The organism is Serratia sp. CY74737 (assembly GCF_052166775.1).
Classification (GTDB): Bacteria; Pseudomonadota; Gammaproteobacteria; order Enterobacterales; family Enterobacteriaceae; genus Serratia; species Serratia ureilytica.
The window spans coordinates 649039-666385 of record NZ_JBJNOF010000002.1 but is presented as its reverse complement, the minus strand read 5'-3'; the positions used below and the strand labels follow the sequence as shown (position 1 = coordinate 666385).

The window sequence follows — 17347 nt, the reverse complement described above, 5'->3', positions numbered from 1 at the left end:
GAGTATGACATGCAGCAGAACATTCGCATCAAGCCGTTGGCGCTGGCCGCCATGACAATGATCCTGAGCCTCCCGGCGCTGGCGGACGACACCGTGTTGATCGGTCTTGCCGGGCCGCTGACCGGCCCTTCCGCGCGCATCGGCAAAGATCTCGAAAACGGCGCACGGCTGGCGATCGCCGACGCTAACGCACAGAAACCGACGCTGAACGGCAAACCGGTCACCTTCAAGCTGGTGTCCGAGGACGATCAGTCCGACCCGCGCACCGCCGTGGCCGTGGCGCAGCGTTTGGTCGACGAAGGCGTCGCCGGCGTGGTCGGCCACTGGAACACCGGCACCAGCATCCCGGCGGCGCGCATCTATCACGACGCCGGCATCGCTCAGGTGGCGCCGGTGGCGACCGGTCACGGCTACACGCAGCAAGGTTTTGACACCAGCTTTCGCGTGATGGGCCACGACGACGACGGCGGCAACTACGCCGGGCAATATGCGGTGAAGACGCTGAAAGCCAAGCGCATCGCAGTGATAGACGATCGCACCGCTTTCGGCCAGGGGCTGGCGGACGAGTTTATCAAATCGCTGCAGGCCCAGGGCGTGCAGCCGGTCACCCGTGAGTTTGTGGATGACAAGACCGTTGATTTCAGCGCCGTACTGACCACCGTCCGCAGTAAAAACGCCGATCTGATCTTCTTCGGCGGCGTGGATTCGCAGGCGGCGCCGCTGGCGCGCAAACTGAAACAGCTGGGCATGAACGCGCAGCTGATGGGCGCCGGCGGCTTCGTCAGCCAAACCTTCCTGACGCTGGCGCAGCGGGAAGGCGAAGGCGTCGTCGCGCTGGAGCCGGGGCTGCCGCTGGAACAGATGCCGGGCGGCAAGGCGTTTGAACAAGCCTACCGCGATCGTTATCACACCCACATCGAACTGCATGCGCCCTTCGCCTACGACGCCACCCGGGTGCTGATCGCCGCCATTGAGCAAGCCGATTCGGCCAATCCGGCCGATTATCTGCCGAAACTGCGCGCCATACATTACCAGGGCGTCACCGGCGACATCGCCTTCGATGCGCAAGGCAACCTGCAACAGCCGAGCTTCACCCTGTACCGGGTGGTTGACGGCAAATGGCAGCCGCAAACCGTGTTGGGCGGCGCCAAGTCACAATAAATCAAGAGGAGCAAGGCGATGAGCTGTGCAAAAAACGAATTGGGCATTTTGGCCCGCAGAAAGATCGAGGCGGAGATCATCAAGCCGATCTACCAGATTCTGGTGCGTGAAATCGGCAAGGCGCGCGCTCAGGCGGTGATCGGCGAAGCCATCGAGAATGCCGCCATCGAGGCGGGCAAACAGTTCGCCGCCCAGGAACCGAACGGCGCGGATCTGCGCAGCTTCGCCGCCTTGCAGTACCTGTGGGAAAAAGACGATGCGCTGCGCGTCGAGGTGATCAATCAGGACGCGCAGCACTTCGACTATAACGTCACCCGCTGCCGCTACGCCGAGATGTATCACGAGATGGGGCTGGGGGAGATCGGCCACCTGCTCTCCTGCGCCCGCGACAGTCAGTTTATCGTTGGCTATGCCCCTGACGTCGACCTGCAGCGCAGCCAGACCATCATGTCCGGCGCCCCCTGCTGCGATTTCCGCTACACCGCTAAAACGCCGGGAGAAGATCAATGACGTATCGAGTCAACGGCGAGCGCCTGTGGCAAAGCCTGCAGACGATGGCGCAGTTCGGCGCCATCGCCAATAACGGCGTCACCCGGCTGGCGCTGAGTGAAGAAGATCGGCAAGCGCGCGATCAGCTGCGCGCCTGGGCGCTGGAGGCGGGTTGCAGCGTACGCGTCGACAAAATGGGCAACATGTTCCTGCGGCGTGAAGGCGCTCGCCCCGAGCTGGCGCCGGTCGTCACCGGCTCGCACGGTGATTCCCAGCCCCGCGGCGGCCGTTTCGACGGCATCTACGGCGTGCTGGCCGGATTAGAGGTTATTCGTACCCTTAACGATCGGCAGATCGTCACCGAACGCCCGATTGAAGTGATCAACTGGACCAACGAAGAAGGCGCGCGCTTCGCGCCGGCGATGATCGCCTCGGGCGTGTTCGCCGGGGTATTCAACCTGGAATACGGCCTGACGCGCCGCGACGAGCACGGCGTCAGCCTCGGCGACGCGCTGGAGCGCATCGGCTACGCCGGCGAGTATCCGGTGGGCGGTACGCCGATCCATGCCGCCTTCGAGTTGCACATCGAACAGGGGCCGATTCTGGAAGCGGAGCATCTCGACATCGGCGTAGTCACCGCCGCACAAGGGCAGCGCTGGTATGAACTGGAGGTCGTCGGCTTCAGCGCCCATGCCGGCACCACGCCGATGGATCGGCGCCGCGACGCCCTGCTCGGCTTTGCGGCGCTGGTCACGGCGGTCAACCGCATCGGTTGGGATTTCGCGCCCGACGCGCGCGCCACGGTGGGCATGGCGCAAATCACCCCCAATTCGCGTAACGTGGTGCCGGGGCGCGTCTTTTTCAGTGTCGAATTCCGCCATCCGCAGGAGGCTATTCTGGCGCAGATGGAGCAGCGCCTACTGGCGGCGGTAAACGAGGTCAACGGCGGCGGCCTGGCCGCCCGGGCCGAGCGCATCTTCCAGTATCCCCCGATCGCCTTCGATCCGGGGTGTATTGGCAGCGTGCGTCACGCCGCGCAGGCATTGGGCTATCGCCATCGCGACATGATTTCCGGCGCCGGCCACGACGCCTGTTACCTTAACCGCGTCGCCCCGACCGCCATGATTTTCATTCCCTGCGTGGACGGCATCAGCCACAACGAACGGGAAGATATCACTCCCGCCTGGGCCGCCGCCGGCGCCGACGTGTTGCTCAACGCCCTGCTGGCGCACGCCGACGCCTGATCCTCGCCCCGGTTTGGCGCCGGGGCAAAAAATATTCAACAAAACGGTTGAATATTAGCCCGCCTGATCTATATTCAACCATATGGTTGAATTATCTTCCTCACAGCTGGACGCCATTTTTCATGCGCTGGCCGACCCGACCCGCCGCTCGATGTTACGCGCGCTGGCCGGCGGTGAACGCAGCATCGGCGAACTGGCCGCGCCGTTGCAGATGTCGTTCGCCGGCGCCTCCAAGCACGTGAAAGCACTGGAACATGCGGGCCTGGTGCAACGCACCGTGCAAGGAAGAAACCATATCTGCCGGCTCGAACCCGAGCCTATGGCGCAGGCCATGCACTGGCTGCAAACCTATGAACATTTCTGGACTGAACGGCTGGATGCGCTCGAACAGGCGCTGCTGCAGCCCGAACAGCTTCCTCCCAAGGAGTGAACCATGAATGATTACGGCATGATTATCGAACCCGGCACGCTGCGCATCCAGCGGCTGCTGCCCGGCCCCATCGAGCGGGTGTGGGCTTACCTGACCGAATCCGACAAGCGCGCCACCTGGCTGGCTGCCGGCGCCATGAAGTTGGAAAACGGCGCGCCGCTGGAGCTGGAGTTTCGCAACTCCGATCTGGCGGGCGAGCACGAGCAACCGCCGGCCAAGTACAAACAGCATGGCGGCTGTGTCAGCAACCGCGGCCACATCACCTGCCTGTTCCCGCCGCGCCTGCTGAGCTTTACCTGGGCCGAACAGGAGCAGGGGCGCCCTTCCGAAGTGACCTTCGAGTTGACGGAACAGGGAAACGCGGTGCTGCTGACGGTCACCCACCGGCGCCTGGCTAACCGCGACGAGATGCTCAGCGTCGCCGGCGGCTGGCATACCCATCTGGATATTCTGCTGGATCGCCTGCACGATCGGGCGCCGCAGCCGTTCTGGAGCACCCATGCCCGGCTGGAAGAAGAGTACCGCGCCCGCCTGTAATTACGACTCGTCCCTGCGCCTGAACGCCAGATAACCGGCGATCAGCGTGAAACTGCCGACCAGCAACACCAGCAGGATAAAACCGTGGTGATTGCTGGCCAGCGGTATCCCTCCGACGTTCATGCCGAAAAAACCGGCGACGATGTTGATAGGCAACGCCAGCACGGTGATCACCGTCAGGGTGTAAAGCGTGCGGTTATTCTGCTCCATCAGTTTGGCGCCCAGCTCTTCCTGCAGCAGCCGAATGCGTTCGGTCAGACTGGCGAGATCGTTCAACACCACGGTGAACTCTTCGGTAAACTGCCGCAGATCCTGCACCACCTCACGGCTCAGCCAGCTCGGCGGCCGGTTCAACAGGCGAAACAACGCGGCCGGCTCCGGCGCCAACAGGCGCTGAAAGCGCAATAGCATGCGGCGCATGCGCCCCAGCTCGGCGCGGTTGCGTTTAACGCGGCTCGTCAGCAGACGATCCTCGATGGTATCGACATACTGGTTGGCCTGCCGCACCACCTGCTCCAGCACATCCTCCTGCTCTTCCAGCAGATGCGCCAGCAGTTCGGTGGACGACGCCAGCTGCAGCGCCGTCAGGCGGCCCAGCAACCGCTCTATCAATCGCACCGGTTTATGACGCACGGTCACCACCAGCCCACGGCGGCAATACAGCCACAGCGTCGCCGTTTCCGGGTTGTTGTCTTCAGGGTGGAAGATCACGTCGTTGAGGACGGCGAACAGATCGTCGCCCTGCCGCTCGATGCGCGTAGTGTGGGAACCGTGACGAATTTCGTGAAAGAAAAAATCGGAAATGGCGAAATGGTTTTTCAGCCACTTCTCCGCCGCCGCGTGGTTGAGATTGAGGTGCAGCCAGATAAAACCGTCGCCGGGCGACAACGTTTGGTAAGCCAGGCAAACCTGCTGCGAGTTCAGGCGCGCCGGCGGCTCGCCGGAGCGAAACGCATGGCCGTAGATCAGCCCGGTCACTTCATCATCAAAATCCAGCTTGTGCATCTTTTCCGCTGCCCTTTGCACCATAACGCCTTATCCTGCCTATTGCCGTTAGCCCAGATCGTCCACGCTGTTATAACAATCTTTATCGCTCGGCGTTAATGATTTTCAACGCTCTTGCTCATTAATATTTCCGTCATAAAAACGTCATTTCATTTTAAAAAGTTTTCATCCCTTGCCCGTTCAGCAACCGCACAATGGCTAAATGAATATAGCGGCTGATACCCTCCATCATGCAAGACACATTCATTTAAGGAACACGCTCAATAAGGAGATAACGACAATGAACAAGTTTATTACGGGCGGATGGAGCCAGTCTCTGGCTGGCCAACCGCATAAAGCGTTCGATGTCATGATGTACGGCATGGTAACCAACCTTGATGGCTTAACCACAGGCACCTCAGCCCAGCCAGGATGGAGCCCGGAAAAACAAAACAAACCCGATACGCTTCCCGGCTTTAACGGAAAGACGCTATGGGTTTACGGCGGCGGCGGATGCTCCCCGCAGCAAAAGCCGGCCAATGAGGATGAAGTGTTGAGGATCGTCGCGGCCACGGTCGATCGGGGCTGGGATGGCGTCGATTTTGATGACGAATGCAATATGAACACCGAACGGGTCATCGAAGCCATGAAACGGCTAAAAGAGGCCGGGAAAGAGACCAGCTTTGGTTTTATTGCCGGTTATTCTTACAACCACCCCAATACGGAAAATGGCAACAAGCTCAACGAGAAAGTCAGAAAAATCATTCAATCAGACCAATGCGACCGCTTTATCCATTACTGTTATGCGGCAGCGATGTGGAGCAATGACGATATTCTCGCTAATGTGATCCCGGCATTAAAACAATCGTTGGCGAACGGGGCCGAAAATAAAAAATGCATTCTGGCCCTGACGACCAAAGGATTGACCGACTGGAATTTAAATTACTTTATCGATCAGGTTTTGGACTTTAACCTTGGCGGATTATTTATTTGGAATTACGCTAACCTGACGGATGAGCACGATAAAATTATCCAGCGCCGGCTAGGCAATTAGCACAGTTCGATTTGTCGCCGCACAACAAGCGGCCGCATTCGCGGTCGCTTTATCAGCTAAAGAATGGGCTATTCAATAAATCCCAGTTTGAACTGCGCCTTGCCCGCCAGCGACATCAGGCTCGCATCTTCAGGATAGGTCGCCAGCAGCGGGAAAAAGACTGCGCCGCCGATAATGCTGCGGCGCTTTGAATCTGCCGGGCGCAGCCCCCAGATATTCTGGTACGTCATCGGCACAACCTGGCCGTCAACGAGCGCATTGCCGATATACAGCATGATATGGCCCGGAATGTAAACCAGCGTGGTAAAGGGTTTGCCGTGATCTTTGAGATAGCGCAGCCGTTCACTGGTGTTCGCTTGAGCAAGATCAACCACCCGGGTGGCCGCCTGTATCTGCGCGGCGGAATTTCTGGGAAGAAAGAGGCCAAAAGGCATCAACAGACTGCGCAGTTCGGCGGAGCAGTCATTATTGAAGTTATAGTTCCCCCAGCCATAAGGCCTGCCGCTCATTGACCGCATCAGTACGGCAAGATGTTCGGGCGTCATTTTCCACGGCATGGCGGCAAATTCCCCCTTCTTGACAACGACCCGGCGCATCTGTGCGCGGCCATCCTCTCGGCGTACCGGCACGGCGACCACAAAAAGGCCCTGTCGGTGACGGTAAAATGGCAGAATCGTGCCGTGGCGCGCCGTAAAATAAAACTGGCCGCCCGATTGCACCGAAACCGGCTGTTTAATGAATGCCCCCAGATTTTTCCCCGCCAGCGCCAGCCATTCGGAGACAAACCGCTGATCCGCCGCCGCGATGTCTTCGCTATGCACCCAACCGATCACCGTAGGCGACATGACGTATTTCCAGCGTTTATCGCGGCTTTGCGTAATAACGTATACCGGAGTGCCGGGGCGGATAGACGAATCCTGCAAATTATCAAAGGGATAACCTTGTCCAGCCAGGCGAGGGTCGTCATAAGCCGGATCGTCCGTCGGCAGGATCCTGACCAGCGTCTCCCTGACCGCAATGCCTCGGGCCGAAGAATGATAAACCTGGCTAATGTCCGTAGAAGCGTTATCTCTGACTTGCTGTTTCCAGCGGTCGGTGTGAGTCCTGAAGTTTTCCCCCCAGGAGACACTGCCACTGCCAAGGTATTTATCCATTGCGGCATCACGGTGGCTTTCCGCTTCGCGGTTCAGGACAGCAGCGATGTAATGCGGATTCCAGGGGGATTCATCGTTCGGCCCCATGCCAAAATAGTGAGATTTGAGGGCGGAAAAATGACGTTGCTGCGTGGCGGCATCCATCACGGGCACCCGCCGCTGCGGACCGGGCGGCAACCATTTATCGACAGACTGCGAATAGTTCCCCAGCGGGAACAGCGATTTGGTGGCATCGATAGGGGCTGTCGCCGTGGCGTCTTGAGGGGGCTGGCTGACCGGCGCACTGTGGCAGGCCGACAGCAGCAGAAGAGTCATCAGGCACAGCGGTTTTATTCCATTAGGCATACGTTATCAACTCCATGATAGGTTAAAATCCCTGCTTTATCCTGACGCGAAATTATTCGAATTGATACTTAATAACATCTGCGATTGATTTCCCGTTGAAGAAAACAAAGCCGGAGGCAACCCCATGACAGACACCGACCGGATTTCCCGCCGCCGCACAGAATGCGATCGACCTTCCCGCCCTGCGCCGCCAAATCTGCTATCCTGCGGCTTTGCTTTCTGACAGGAGTCCTCCATGCGCCAACGCATCATTGTCTGCCCGCTGATTGAAAACGATAACGCCTTCCTGCTGTGCAAAATGGCCGCGCACAAGGGCGTATTTCCCGGCCAGTGGGCGCTGTCCGGCGGCGGCGTCGAGCCGGGTGAGCGGATAGAGCAAGCGCTGCGGCGCGAAGTGCGCGAAGAGCTGGGCCCCGCGCTGATCCTCGACAGCATCACGCCCTGGACCTTCCGCGACGACGTGCGCATCAAAACCTACGCCGACGGCAGCCGGGAACAAATCTACATGATTTACCTGATTTTCGACTGCCACGCCGCCAACCGCGACGTGACGATCAACGATGAATTCGACGACTACGCCTGGGTGCCGCGCGAACGCCTGGCGGACTACGATCTGAACGAAGCCACCCGCTTCACGCTGCGGCAAAAGGGATTGCTGTAACAGTTTGAGCGATTATCACCCTATTTCCTTCACATTTGCCGGGCAGACTCTTTTGATATTTTTTAATCACTTAGGGTCACTATTGCCGTCGCTATGCTTTTATTTCTCCCTGTTCTCCGTCTGTCCGTCCGGCGCTTCGGCGCCGCCGCCCTGTTCAGCCTGCTGTTCGTTTTGGCACCCGCCCATGCCGCCGCGCCGCCATTGGTGTTGAATGCCAAATCGGTGCTGGTCGTCAATCAGCGTACCGGAAAAACGCTCTATCAGAAGCAACCGAACCGCGTGCTGCCGATCGCGTCTCTGTCCAAGCTGATGACCGCCATGGTCGCCCTGGACAGCAAACGCCCCATGGGCAGTCAACTCAAAGTCACCGCCGCCGATCGCGATCTGCTGAAAAAAACCCATTCGCGGCTGACCATCGGCTCGGTGCTCAGCCGCCGCGACATGCTGCACATCGCCCTGATGTCTTCGGAAAACCGCGCCGCCGCGGCGCTGAGCCGCAGTTATCCCGGCGGGCGCAAGGCCTTCGTGGCGAAAATGAATCAGAAAGCGCGCGCCATCGGCATGAAACGCGCCCGTTTCTACGATCCGACCGGGCTAACGCCGCGCAACGTAGCCACCGCCAGCGATCTGCTGAAAATGGTCAATCACGCCTATCGCTATCCATTGATTCGCCGCTTCAGCACCGACAAGCAGCAGATCGTGCATCCTGGCCGCGGCCAGCTGGTCTATCGCAGTTCCAACGGTCTGATCAACAACCCGGCCTGGAAGATCCAGCTGCAGAAAACCGGCTTTACCGACGAGGCCGGTCACTGCCTGGTGATGCGCACCACCATCAAAGGGCAGCCGGTGGTGATGATCTTGCTTGGCGCGCAGCCGCGCTACGGCCACTACCGTGACGCCATTCGTCTGAAGGCCTGGCTGGAGCGGTAAAATCGCGGCGCTTTACCGTTCTGCGCATATCCAAATCCGTTTTGGATCAATGGAATATCCTATCGCCAATCAGTATTAAGCCGCGCGCCGCCCGCATGGTATTTGTCAGGCATATCTAATGATGAAAGGAGCGGGAAAAATGGCTTATGCCTTGAGCATATTGGAAAAAAGCCCGATCGCCGACGGGGAAAGCGCCGCGCAGGCGCTGGCGCGCACGCTGCAGCTGGCGCAACGGGCGGAACGCTGGGGGTATCGGCGTTTCTGGCTGGCTGAGCACCACAACACGCCGCAGCTCGCCTGCCCGTCGCCGGAAGTGCTGATCGGCTACCTGCTCGGCCAGACGACGCGCATTCGCATCGGCTCCGGCGGCGTGATGCTGCAGCACTACAGCGCCTACAAGGTGGCCGAAAACTTCAACCTGCTGGCGGCGCTGGCGCCGGGACGCGTCGATCTCGGGGTGGGCAAAGCGCCCGGCGGGCTGCCGCTCGCAACCCAGGCGCTGCAAGCCGCCCACGATCGGCAACGCAAGCCGGACTTTCCTCAGCAGCTGTCGCAGTTGACCGCCTATCTGAACGACGACGCCGAGCCCGGCCTGAGCGCCACACCGCTGCCGCCGCAGGGCGCGCAGCGTTTTCTGCTCGGTGCCAGTAAAGAAAGCGCAACGCTGGCGGCCGAGTCCGGCTGGGCCTTCGTGTTCGCCGCGCATTTGAACGGCAATCCGCAGGATATCCGCGACGCGCTGGAGCACTACGCCGCACACAGCGGCGGCCGCAAGGCGCTGCTGGCGGTGGCGGCGATCGTGGCCCCCAGCGAGGAACAGGCAGCGGCATTGGCGGCCGACATTCGGCAATACCGCGTGCACATTGCCGGTGAGCAGAGTGTGACCGTCGGCAGCCTGGCGCAGGCGGAGAGTTTCGTGCAGCAGGCCGCCGCCACCGACTACCGCATCGAGCCGCGGGAAAGCCATATTCTGCTCGGCACCGCGCAGCAGGTGCATCAGCAACTGGCGCAGCTGCAACAACAGTACGGCGTGGAAGAGTTCATCATCGACACGCCGATCGCCGAACCGGCCGCCCGGTTAGCCTCGCTGCAGTTACTGGCGGAGGAGAGTTTGACGCCGGCTTAGTTGATCGCCGCCGCCGCCCGCATGGCTTCGGACAGATCCTGTGCCAGCGGCGCCAACTGCGACGGCGTGACGTTCGCCAGGCTGACGCGGAGCGCCGGACCACACTTCAGGCGGAAAGGTTCACCGCCCTGCACCAGCCACCCCCGCTGCGCCATCAGTTGCGCGGCGGCGGTTTCCGAGCGCACCGGCACCCACAGATGCAGCCCTTCACCTACCGCGAGCGCCGTGTGATTCAACGCATTGAGCCGCTGGACCAGCTCATCCCGTCTGGCCTGATACGCCTGTTGCGCCCGCTGCAATTGCCCTTCCTGCAAGGCTTGTTCCCACAGTCTGGCGGCGATCTGCTGCAAGATATGGCTGACCCAGCGTTCGCTGATGTACTGATCGGCGCGCATCGCCTGCAGCAAGGTCGGGCTGCCGCAGGCCAACGCGATGCGCAGATCCGGGCTGAGAAACTTGCTGAGCGACAGCACGTACAGGCCGCGATCGCCGTCGAACGGCAGATGCAGCGGCTGTTGCGACAACGGCCCCCAGAAATCGTCGACGATCGCCAGACACTGCGGATGGCCGCGCAGAAAACCTCGCCACTGCTGCGCACGTTGCGCTGAAAGCGAAGCGCCGGTCGGATTATGGGCGCGCGGCGTCAGGATCACCGCGTCAGCCGCGCCACTCTCCGGTAGCCGACAGCCCTGTTCATCCACCGCCAGCGGCAGCGGCCGCAGGCGCAGGTGACGCAGCAGCGTCAATAGCGGCGGCCAGCAGGGATCTTCCACCCACACCGCCGCCCCAGGCTGCGCATGGCAGCGCAGCGCCTTTTCCATCGCGTCCAACGCGCCGGAAAACACCGCCGGTTCCCCCAGGGCCACGCCCTGGCGCCCGAGCCACTCACACCCGAGACCGGTCAATACCGGCAGGTCGCCGCTGATGTCATAGCCGTTTTGCTGCGGGAACACCTCCGCCGCGCCAAGCCTCAGCGCCGGCAGCAAAGCGGCATCCAGGTTGCCGCTGGCCAGATCGCACATCCCCGCCGGCACCTGGCGCGGCGCATAGGCCGCACTCACCGCCGCCAGCGGCCGCTCCAGCACCACCGTACCCGCCCGCCCGCGCGTCGCCACCAGGCCGGCATCGCGCAATCTGGCGTATGCGCTGGCCACGGTATTCGGATTGACCTCCAGCTCCGCCGCCAGCTGGCGTACCGGTGGCAACAGTTCGTCCGGCCGCAGCGCGCCGTTTTTGATGCGTGCGGCGATCTGCTCGGCAATCTGGACAGCGCCGCAGCCTTTTGCATACAATGAAGTCATACATAAATCCTTTTGTACTAGTTCAAATAAGATTAGCAGCTTCTGCGGCCAAAAGTAAGGGGTTCCATGGATAAACATTACGTGCTCGACATTCAGTATGCAGGAAAAGCCTTTGCCCGCCTGCAGCTGTTCACCCCGTGGGCAGCCGATCAGCTGGAGCAGGCCTGCGCGCTGTTCCCGGCCGCACAGGGTTATCAGGTGCAGCTCAGCCAGGTCAGCGAACGCCGCATCGTCTACCAGAGCGGCGCGCAGGGCATCACGGTGCTGGGCGAGTCGCTGGCGCTGATCCCCTTCACTCACGCTAGCGAGGTTAAACAATGAAAAAAGCCGTCGCCATTCGGCACGTCAACTTTGAAAACCTGGGCATCCTCGGTTCCCTGCTGTCACTGCGCGGCTATCAGATCGATTATTACGATGCCGGCCGCGATGATATTCGTGCTATCAATAATGAAGAGACCGATCTGTTGGTGGTGCTCGGCGGGCCGATCAGCGCCGCTCAGCACTTTTCCGGCGAGCAGCGGTATGATTTTCTCGACCATGAATTCGCGCTGGTCAAACAGCGCCTGGGGCAGCGGCGGCCGACCCTTGGGGTTTGCCTCGGCGCACAAGTGATCGCCCAGGCGCTGGGCGCTGAGGTTATTTCGCTCGGTGTGAAAGAGATAGGCTTCGCCCCGCTGACCACGCCGCCGGCGGAAGAGGAGTCGGTGCTGGCGCCGCTGGCCGACACGCCGGTGCTGCACTGGCACGGGGATATGTTCATGATCCCGGACGGCGCCCGCTGCCTGGCCAGCACGGCGGTATGCCCGCATCAGGCCTTCGACTATCAGGGGTTCGCGCTCGGCCTGCAGTTCCATTTAGAGGCGGATTATCGCGATATCGAACGCTGGCTGATTGGCCATGCCTGCGAGCTGGAACTGGCCGGCATCGCGCCCCAGACCCTGCGCGACCAGGCCGCGCGCCACGGCGCGCAGCTGGAACAGCGCGCGCGGCAGGTGTTCGCGCGCTGGCTGGATAACAACGAACCAAGGAAGTAACTCATGCAACAGGCTTCACCTTTGCGGTCACCGTCTATCGACGTGATCAGCATTCAATCTCAGGTGGTCTACGGCAGCGTCGGCAACGGCATCGCCTACCGCGCTCTGCTGAAAAAGGGACTGGAGGCGCTGCAGGTGCCCAGCGTGCTGTTCGGCTGCCCACCCTATTACGGCAAACCGCACGGCGGCGTCATCTCCGGCGATTGGTTCTGCGGTTTTCTCGACGACCTGATCGCCCGCGGCGTCATGAAGCGCGCACGGGCGGTGATCGTTGGCTACCTGGGCGACGTGATGCAGTGCCATATTCTGGCCAACTGGCTGCAGCGGGTGCGCTCGCTCAATCCGCAGATAAAAATCTATATCGATCCGGTGATGGGCGATTACGGTGAAGGGATCTACGTGGATGAACGCATCGTCAACTGCTATCGCTCGCCGTTCCTGCGGCTGGCCAACGGCCTGACGCCGAACGGTTTCGAACTGGAGCAGCTGTGCGGCCGGCAACTGAGCAGCCGCGAGCAGACGCAACACGCCGCGCAGGCGCTGTTGAACGACACCACCGAATGGGTGTTGGTCACCAGCGCACCGGGCGTAGCGCAACACGAAGACGAAGTGGGATTGATGCTGGTCACCCGGCAGGAAACGCAGTGCTTTACTCATCCGAAGGTCAAATCGGCGGTCAAAGGCACCGGCGATTTGTTCACCGCGTTGCTGGTCAGCCATCTGCTGCAGGGCGCTGCGCTCGACGCGGCAGTGGTTGCCGCCAGCGATGAAGTCTGCGGCGTACTGGCCGAAGCGGCGCATTTCGGTTGGGAAGAGATCGGCAGCCTGCGGGCGCTTAACCCCTAAGGCCGCAGGCGAGTCAGAGGGGCAGCGCACTGCCCCTGATAACTATCAGCGTTTTTTCTTTTTGTTGAAATCCAGCTCGAAGGCGAACACGGCGCTCTGAATTTTGCGCTCCATCGCCAATCCGAGCTTAAGAAAGCGGCATGACAGGCGCGAGAAGTGCACCACCTGGTCGTTATCGTCGGTTTCCTGATCGTCGTTGACCACCACCAGCTCCATGTTGACCTTGAAGCTGCCGTAGCTGCCCAGATCCAGCTCCGCTTTCTTGAACTGCAAGCCTGGCTGGAAGAAATCCGGCAGCGGGCCGTCGAAGCGTAAACCGACGCCGCCGGCGGAGAGATCGTGGATCCGCAGCTCGTACGGCGTGCCGTCCGGGTATTCGCCGGTACAAAAGAATTGGCGCCAGTGCGGCGTAGTGATGCGGAACTGGCGACGGCGCTGAATGTAGACCAGCTCCTGCGGCAGACGGGTCGAACAGGCCTGTACGCCCTGATGTTCGGTCAGCTCCGCCTGGGGGACGGAAAACTCGATTTTGGCGTCGTTGCTTTCAATCACGATGGTGCAAGCGCCGTCGATGGCGCTCGAGGCTTCCTCACCGCTAAACACGATATTGTCCGGCCCGACGCTCAATAACAGACTTTGAAACCGGTGCTGCTGATTTTCTACGCGCAGCGGCGTGCGTTGTTTGCAAATTTCTCGCAGAATCGCCAGAACTTCAAAACGCTCCCGTTTGATAAACAGTCCGTTATCGCTGTGCTCCACACGTGTCTCCTGACTTTTTTTCTAATGACGTCTTACGTATTCCTTACGGTTATCATCTCTGGGAATATTCCTAAAGTCAAATTTGCCAGCGTTGCCAGGCCTGCGGCAGCAGGCGCGCGAAACGTTTCGCCCATGCCTGTTGCCCGTGTTCGTCAGCGACCAAATCCTGGCGAATTTCGATGCCGACGTAAGGCAAACCGCGGCGCTCCGCGTGCACCGGCAACGTGTAATCGGTGGCGTCCGTCATCGCATAAGGTTCGTTAATACCCACCTGCAGATCCCCCTCTTCACGCAGCAGTTCAGCCAACAGCAGCGCAAATTCCGGGTAGCGGTTAAACAGCAGCCCCACCTGCCAGGGGCGCGATTGGCCCTTGAACACCGGCGTGAAGCTGTGCATGGCGATCACCGCCGTCGGCAGTTCGCGCAGTTGGCGTTGCCCCAGATACTCGTCGATAGCGTGGTGATACGGTAAAAATACCTCGCGCTCACGCGCCAGCGCGTGTTCGGCGTCGATGCTGATATTGCCGGGGATGGGCGTCAGTTCAGACAAGTGAGGGATCGAGCTGGCGATGCCGGGTGCCCGGTTGCAGTCGATCACCAACCGTGAGTAACGCTGATGAATCAGCGTGGCGTCCAGTTGGCGGCTCAGATGGCGCGATACGCCCAGCGCGCCGATATCCCAACCGATGTGGCGCTCGATCTCCCCCGGCGGTAAGCCGAGATCCCCGAGGGATTGCGGTATCGCCTTGCCGGCGTGATCGCACAGCAGCAAAAATGGCGCTTTGCCGCGCGGGGTTTCAACGGCGGCGGCGGGCGGTTCATCGGCGGACAATAACGGCGGGATAAACGAATGAGGCATGAAAGGCTCCGGCGGTGGAAAGCAAAACGTTTATCGTAGCGCTATCCCATCGCCGGCCCCAAGGTCGTGCTTAGATCAAAAAGGCATGAGTCAGACGCCGATCATGCCGTCTCGGCTTCCTGCGGCTGATGCACCGCAATATAACGTTGATAACGCGACGGCTTGAGCCGCGAGGTATCCACCAGCACCAGGCCGTCGATGCAGTTGTTGAAGGCCGGATCGGTGCCAAAGTCGATAAACTGCACCCCGCCCGGTTCGCACAGCTCGGTGTACTGTTTGTACAGCGTCGGGATCGAGCAGCCGATGTTGCTGAGCAGGCTCTTCAGCCGCACCAGATCTTCCTGGTAGTTATCCCCGGCAAACTGCGCCAGCACCTGCGGCAACGACGCCGGATAAGGACGACGCGACTGCGCGAAGGCGTGGTCCGGCGAGAAATAGAGCCGATAGAAGGCGATCAACAGATCCCGCGCCGCCAGCGGCATGCCGCCGGAAATGGATACCGGGCCGAACAGATAGCGATACTGCGGGTATTTCGACAGATAGGCGCCGATGCCCAGCCACAAATAGTCCAGCCCGCGCTTGCCCCAATAGGCCGGCTGAATGAAGCTGCGCCCCAGTTCGATGCCCTGCGCCAGGATCGGTTCCATATCGCGGTCATAGTGGAACAGGCTGTTGCTGTAGATGCTCTCTAGGCCCTTACGCGCGATTTGTTCGGCGGTGGGGATAAAACGATAGGCGCCGACGATCTCCAGCTCCTCTTCATCCCACAGCACCAGGTGATAATAATCGTCGTCGTAGCTGTCCAGATCGCGGCGGCGGCCGGAACCTTCCCCCACCGCGCGGAAAGCGATCTCGCGCAGGCGCCCCAGCTCGCGCAGGATCGGCGTGCGCGCTTCATCGTGACGGCGATAGAGATAGATGGTTTTGCCGTCCGGCGTCACCCCCAGTCGTTCGCAGTTCGCCAGCGCCTTTTTCAGCTCCAGACGCTCTTCCGGCAACGCGATCGGCGATTCGCTGGCGAACAGCCCCGGTTTGCCTTGGCCCAGGCGATACACGTGGCGGCGAAAGCGCTCCGCCAGATCCTTGGCGCTGGTGTGGCCGTCGTGCCAGTTGGCGAACGGCACGCGGCCGCCGATGCGGATCCTGATGCGCCCGCCCCGCTGCTGGAACATTTCACGCACCAGCAGCAGCGTCGACAGCGGACGGTAGACCAGCGACGTAAAGTAGAACAGGTTGCTGTTGCGCGCGCTGATATGAATCGGCACGATCGGCGCGCGCGCCTTGGCGGCCAGACGCAGAAAACCGGTATGCCAGTGGCCGTCGCGGATGCCTTTCGGGCTCATGCGCGACACTTCGCCGGCCGGGAACAGGATCAGCGCGCCCTGATTGTCTAGCTGCTGCTGCATGCCTTCTATCTGTTTGCGGCTGGTTTTATAAGCGACGTTATCCACCGGCACGAACAGGTTGCGCAGCGGTTCGATGTAGGTCAGCAGTTGGCTGGCCACCACTTTCACATCCGGCCGCACCGCCGCGACGGCGCGCAACAGCACCAGTCCGTCGAGCGAGCCGATCGGGTGATTGGCCACGAGCACCACCGGCCCCTGGCTGGGGATGTTTTCCAGATCGCCGTCCACCAGCTCGCAGCTGAGGTTAAAGTAGTCCACCACCTGCTCGATCAGATCGAGCCCTTTCAGGTGGGGATAGTCGGCGGCGAACTGTTTGAATTCTTTTTCGAAGAGAAGGGTTCTTAGCAGGCTGCGCTGCCAGGCAGGGGTATTGCGGTGTGGAAATGCATCTTGCAACAGAGAATCCAGGCTGAACATCGCGTTATCTCCTGACGTAGTCGCTGCAAACTTAAGCCAGAGCCATGACTCTGACATGTCAGTCACATGACAATAAAATGAATCCATCGACTATCAGGTATAGCAAAGTAATGGCGATTTGGGAGCGAAAGACGCATTTTCGCCCCCACTTCCCCTCACATCGGCGCCAGCAACGCTTCAATGCGGCGGTTCACCGCCTCACGCAGGCGCTATCGGCTGCAGATCCTCGCCGGGATGGGCCACGAACGGATCGCCGGAGGGAAACGCATGGCCGCTGTCGTTCACCCTCACCCGCTGCAATGCGGCGCTATTACACGCGCCGGCATAAAAAAACAGTGAAAGCCCGGCGGCTGCCGAATTATCGCTGCGGCTTTCGGCCTCGACGGACTGAATAATTAAATGCCGGGAATTGTCGACTGAAAAATAACGAATTTGCCGTTTTCACTTTGCGTTGACGCAGCTTTCGGTTGGCGCTCAAATGAAAGCAAGAACAAATATAACCAACTGATAGATATAGATATTTTAAAATTAATCGATTGCATTTCAGTGTTTCGTTTGCTGTAATTCGCCACGAACAACTGAAAGCGCTCCGGTCGGTATCGCTGCGGCT

At 60.5% G+C, this 17347-nt stretch carries 18 protein-coding genes; 12 read left to right on the top strand and 6 right to left on the bottom strand.

Annotated elements, in window-relative coordinates:
* The first annotated feature begins 51 nt into the window (after positions 1-51).
* The 5 genes from ACJ8PE_RS05200 to ACJ8PE_RS05180 all read left to right on the top strand — a co-directional run bounded on the left by ACJ8PE_RS05200 (position 52) and on the right by ACJ8PE_RS05180 (position 3861).
* Positions 52-1161 carry a branched-chain amino acid ABC transporter substrate-binding protein gene (locus tag ACJ8PE_RS05200; RefSeq protein WP_373275660.1) on the top strand — a complete coding sequence of 370 codons (1110 nt, stop codon included), beginning with the start codon at positions 52-54 and terminating at the stop codon, positions 1159-1161.
* 18 nt (positions 1162-1179) lie between these two features.
* Complete coding sequence (locus tag ACJ8PE_RS05195) at positions 1180-1671, top strand: L-2-amino-thiazoline-4-carboxylic acid hydrolase (protein WP_033643188.1); 492 nt, start codon at positions 1180-1182, stop codon at positions 1669-1671.
* On the top strand, positions 1668-2894 hold the full coding sequence (locus tag ACJ8PE_RS05190) for a M20 family metallo-hydrolase (protein WP_404768904.1): 1227 nt from the start codon (positions 1668-1670) through the stop codon (positions 2892-2894). The genes ACJ8PE_RS05195 and ACJ8PE_RS05190 overlap by 4 nt, the downstream gene beginning before the upstream one ends.
* A gap of 82 nt (positions 2895-2976) precedes the next feature.
* Entirely contained in the window at positions 2977-3324 is a 348-nt protein-coding gene (locus tag ACJ8PE_RS05185) for an ArsR/SmtB family transcription factor (RefSeq protein ID WP_004938187.1), read from the top strand.
* A gap of 3 nt (positions 3325-3327) precedes the next feature.
* A complete protein-coding gene (locus tag ACJ8PE_RS05180; RefSeq protein ID WP_033643190.1) occupies positions 3328-3861 on the top strand; it encodes an SRPBCC family protein in 534 nt (177 codons plus the stop codon).
* Here the strand turns inward: ACJ8PE_RS05180 and ACJ8PE_RS05175 are convergent, their stop codons facing one another.
* Complete coding sequence (locus ACJ8PE_RS05175; RefSeq protein ID WP_033643191.1) at positions 3862-4890, bottom strand: transporter; 1029 nt, start codon at positions 4888-4890, stop codon at positions 3862-3864.
* 256 nt (positions 4891-5146) lie between these two features.
* On the opposite strand from ACJ8PE_RS05175, the gene ACJ8PE_RS05170 reads away from it, so the two are divergent.
* On the top strand, positions 5147-5899 hold the full coding sequence (locus ACJ8PE_RS05170; protein WP_033643192.1) for a hypothetical protein: 753 nt from the start codon (positions 5147-5149) through the stop codon (positions 5897-5899).
* Between the two features lie 68 nt (positions 5900-5967).
* Here the strand turns inward: ACJ8PE_RS05170 and ACJ8PE_RS05165 are convergent, their stop codons facing one another.
* A complete protein-coding gene (locus tag ACJ8PE_RS05165; protein ID WP_404768903.1) occupies positions 5968-7398 on the bottom strand; it encodes an SH3 domain-containing C40 family peptidase in 1431 nt (476 codons plus the stop codon).
* A 235-nt stretch (positions 7399-7633) separates the two neighbouring features.
* On the opposite strand from ACJ8PE_RS05165, the gene nudI reads away from it, so the two are divergent.
* The 3 genes from nudI to ACJ8PE_RS05150 all read left to right on the top strand — a co-directional run bounded on the left by nudI (position 7634) and on the right by ACJ8PE_RS05150 (position 10115).
* Complete coding sequence (gene nudI / locus ACJ8PE_RS05160) at positions 7634-8059, top strand: nucleoside triphosphatase NudI (protein WP_046687112.1); 426 nt, start codon at positions 7634-7636, stop codon at positions 8057-8059.
* A gap of 93 nt (positions 8060-8152) precedes the next feature.
* Complete coding sequence (pbpG, locus tag ACJ8PE_RS05155; protein WP_197759805.1) at positions 8153-8989, top strand: D-alanyl-D-alanine endopeptidase; 837 nt, start codon at positions 8153-8155, stop codon at positions 8987-8989.
* Between the two features lie 139 nt (positions 8990-9128).
* Positions 9129-10115, top strand: a complete 987-nt coding sequence (locus ACJ8PE_RS05150) for an MsnO8 family LLM class oxidoreductase (RefSeq protein ID WP_197792481.1) — start codon at positions 9129-9131, stop codon at positions 10113-10115.
* Here the strand turns inward: ACJ8PE_RS05150 and ACJ8PE_RS05145 are convergent.
* Entirely contained in the window at positions 10112-11416 is a 1305-nt protein-coding gene (locus tag ACJ8PE_RS05145) for an aminotransferase class I/II-fold pyridoxal phosphate-dependent enzyme (protein ID WP_404768902.1), read from the bottom strand. The two genes, ACJ8PE_RS05150 and ACJ8PE_RS05145, sit on opposite strands and share 4 nt — an antisense overlap.
* A gap of 66 nt (positions 11417-11482) precedes the next feature.
* Between ACJ8PE_RS05145 and ACJ8PE_RS05140 the strand changes: the two genes are divergently transcribed.
* The 3 genes from ACJ8PE_RS05140 to pdxY are packed head-to-tail and all read left to right on the top strand — an operon-like array spanning position 11483 to position 13296.
* The gene (locus tag ACJ8PE_RS05140; RefSeq protein ID WP_033643198.1) at positions 11483-11737 is read left to right on the top strand and encodes a hypothetical protein; all 255 of its coding nucleotides are present in this window, start codon (positions 11483-11485) and stop codon (positions 11735-11737) included.
* Positions 11734-12450, top strand: coding sequence for a glutamine amidotransferase (locus ACJ8PE_RS05135; protein WP_197759803.1), 717 nt, complete (start codon positions 11734-11736; stop codon positions 12448-12450). Before ACJ8PE_RS05140 ends, ACJ8PE_RS05135 begins: the two co-directional genes overlap by 4 nt.
* 3 nt (positions 12451-12453) lie before the next feature.
* Complete coding sequence (gene pdxY / locus ACJ8PE_RS05130) at positions 12454-13296, top strand: pyridoxal kinase (RefSeq protein WP_197792499.1); 843 nt, start codon at positions 12454-12456, stop codon at positions 13294-13296.
* Positions 13297-13341: 45 nt separating this feature from the next.
* Here pdxY and ACJ8PE_RS05125 read toward each other — a convergent pair whose 3' ends face one another.
* The 3 genes from ACJ8PE_RS05125 to ACJ8PE_RS05115 form a co-directional block, all read right to left on the bottom strand.
* A complete protein-coding gene (locus ACJ8PE_RS05125; protein ID WP_033643201.1) occupies positions 13342-14055 on the bottom strand; it encodes a flagellar brake protein in 714 nt (237 codons plus the stop codon).
* Positions 14056-14131: 76 nt separating this feature from the next.
* Positions 14132-14914 carry an N-formylglutamate amidohydrolase gene (locus ACJ8PE_RS05120; RefSeq protein WP_197759801.1) on the bottom strand — a complete coding sequence of 261 codons (783 nt, stop codon included), beginning with the start codon at positions 14912-14914 and terminating at the stop codon, positions 14132-14134.
* 101 nt (positions 14915-15015) lie between these two features.
* On the bottom strand, positions 15016-16737 hold the full coding sequence (locus ACJ8PE_RS05115; protein ID WP_033643203.1) for a lysophospholipid acyltransferase family protein: 1722 nt from the start codon (positions 16735-16737) through the stop codon (positions 15016-15018).
* Positions 16738-17347 lie beyond the last annotated feature (610 nt).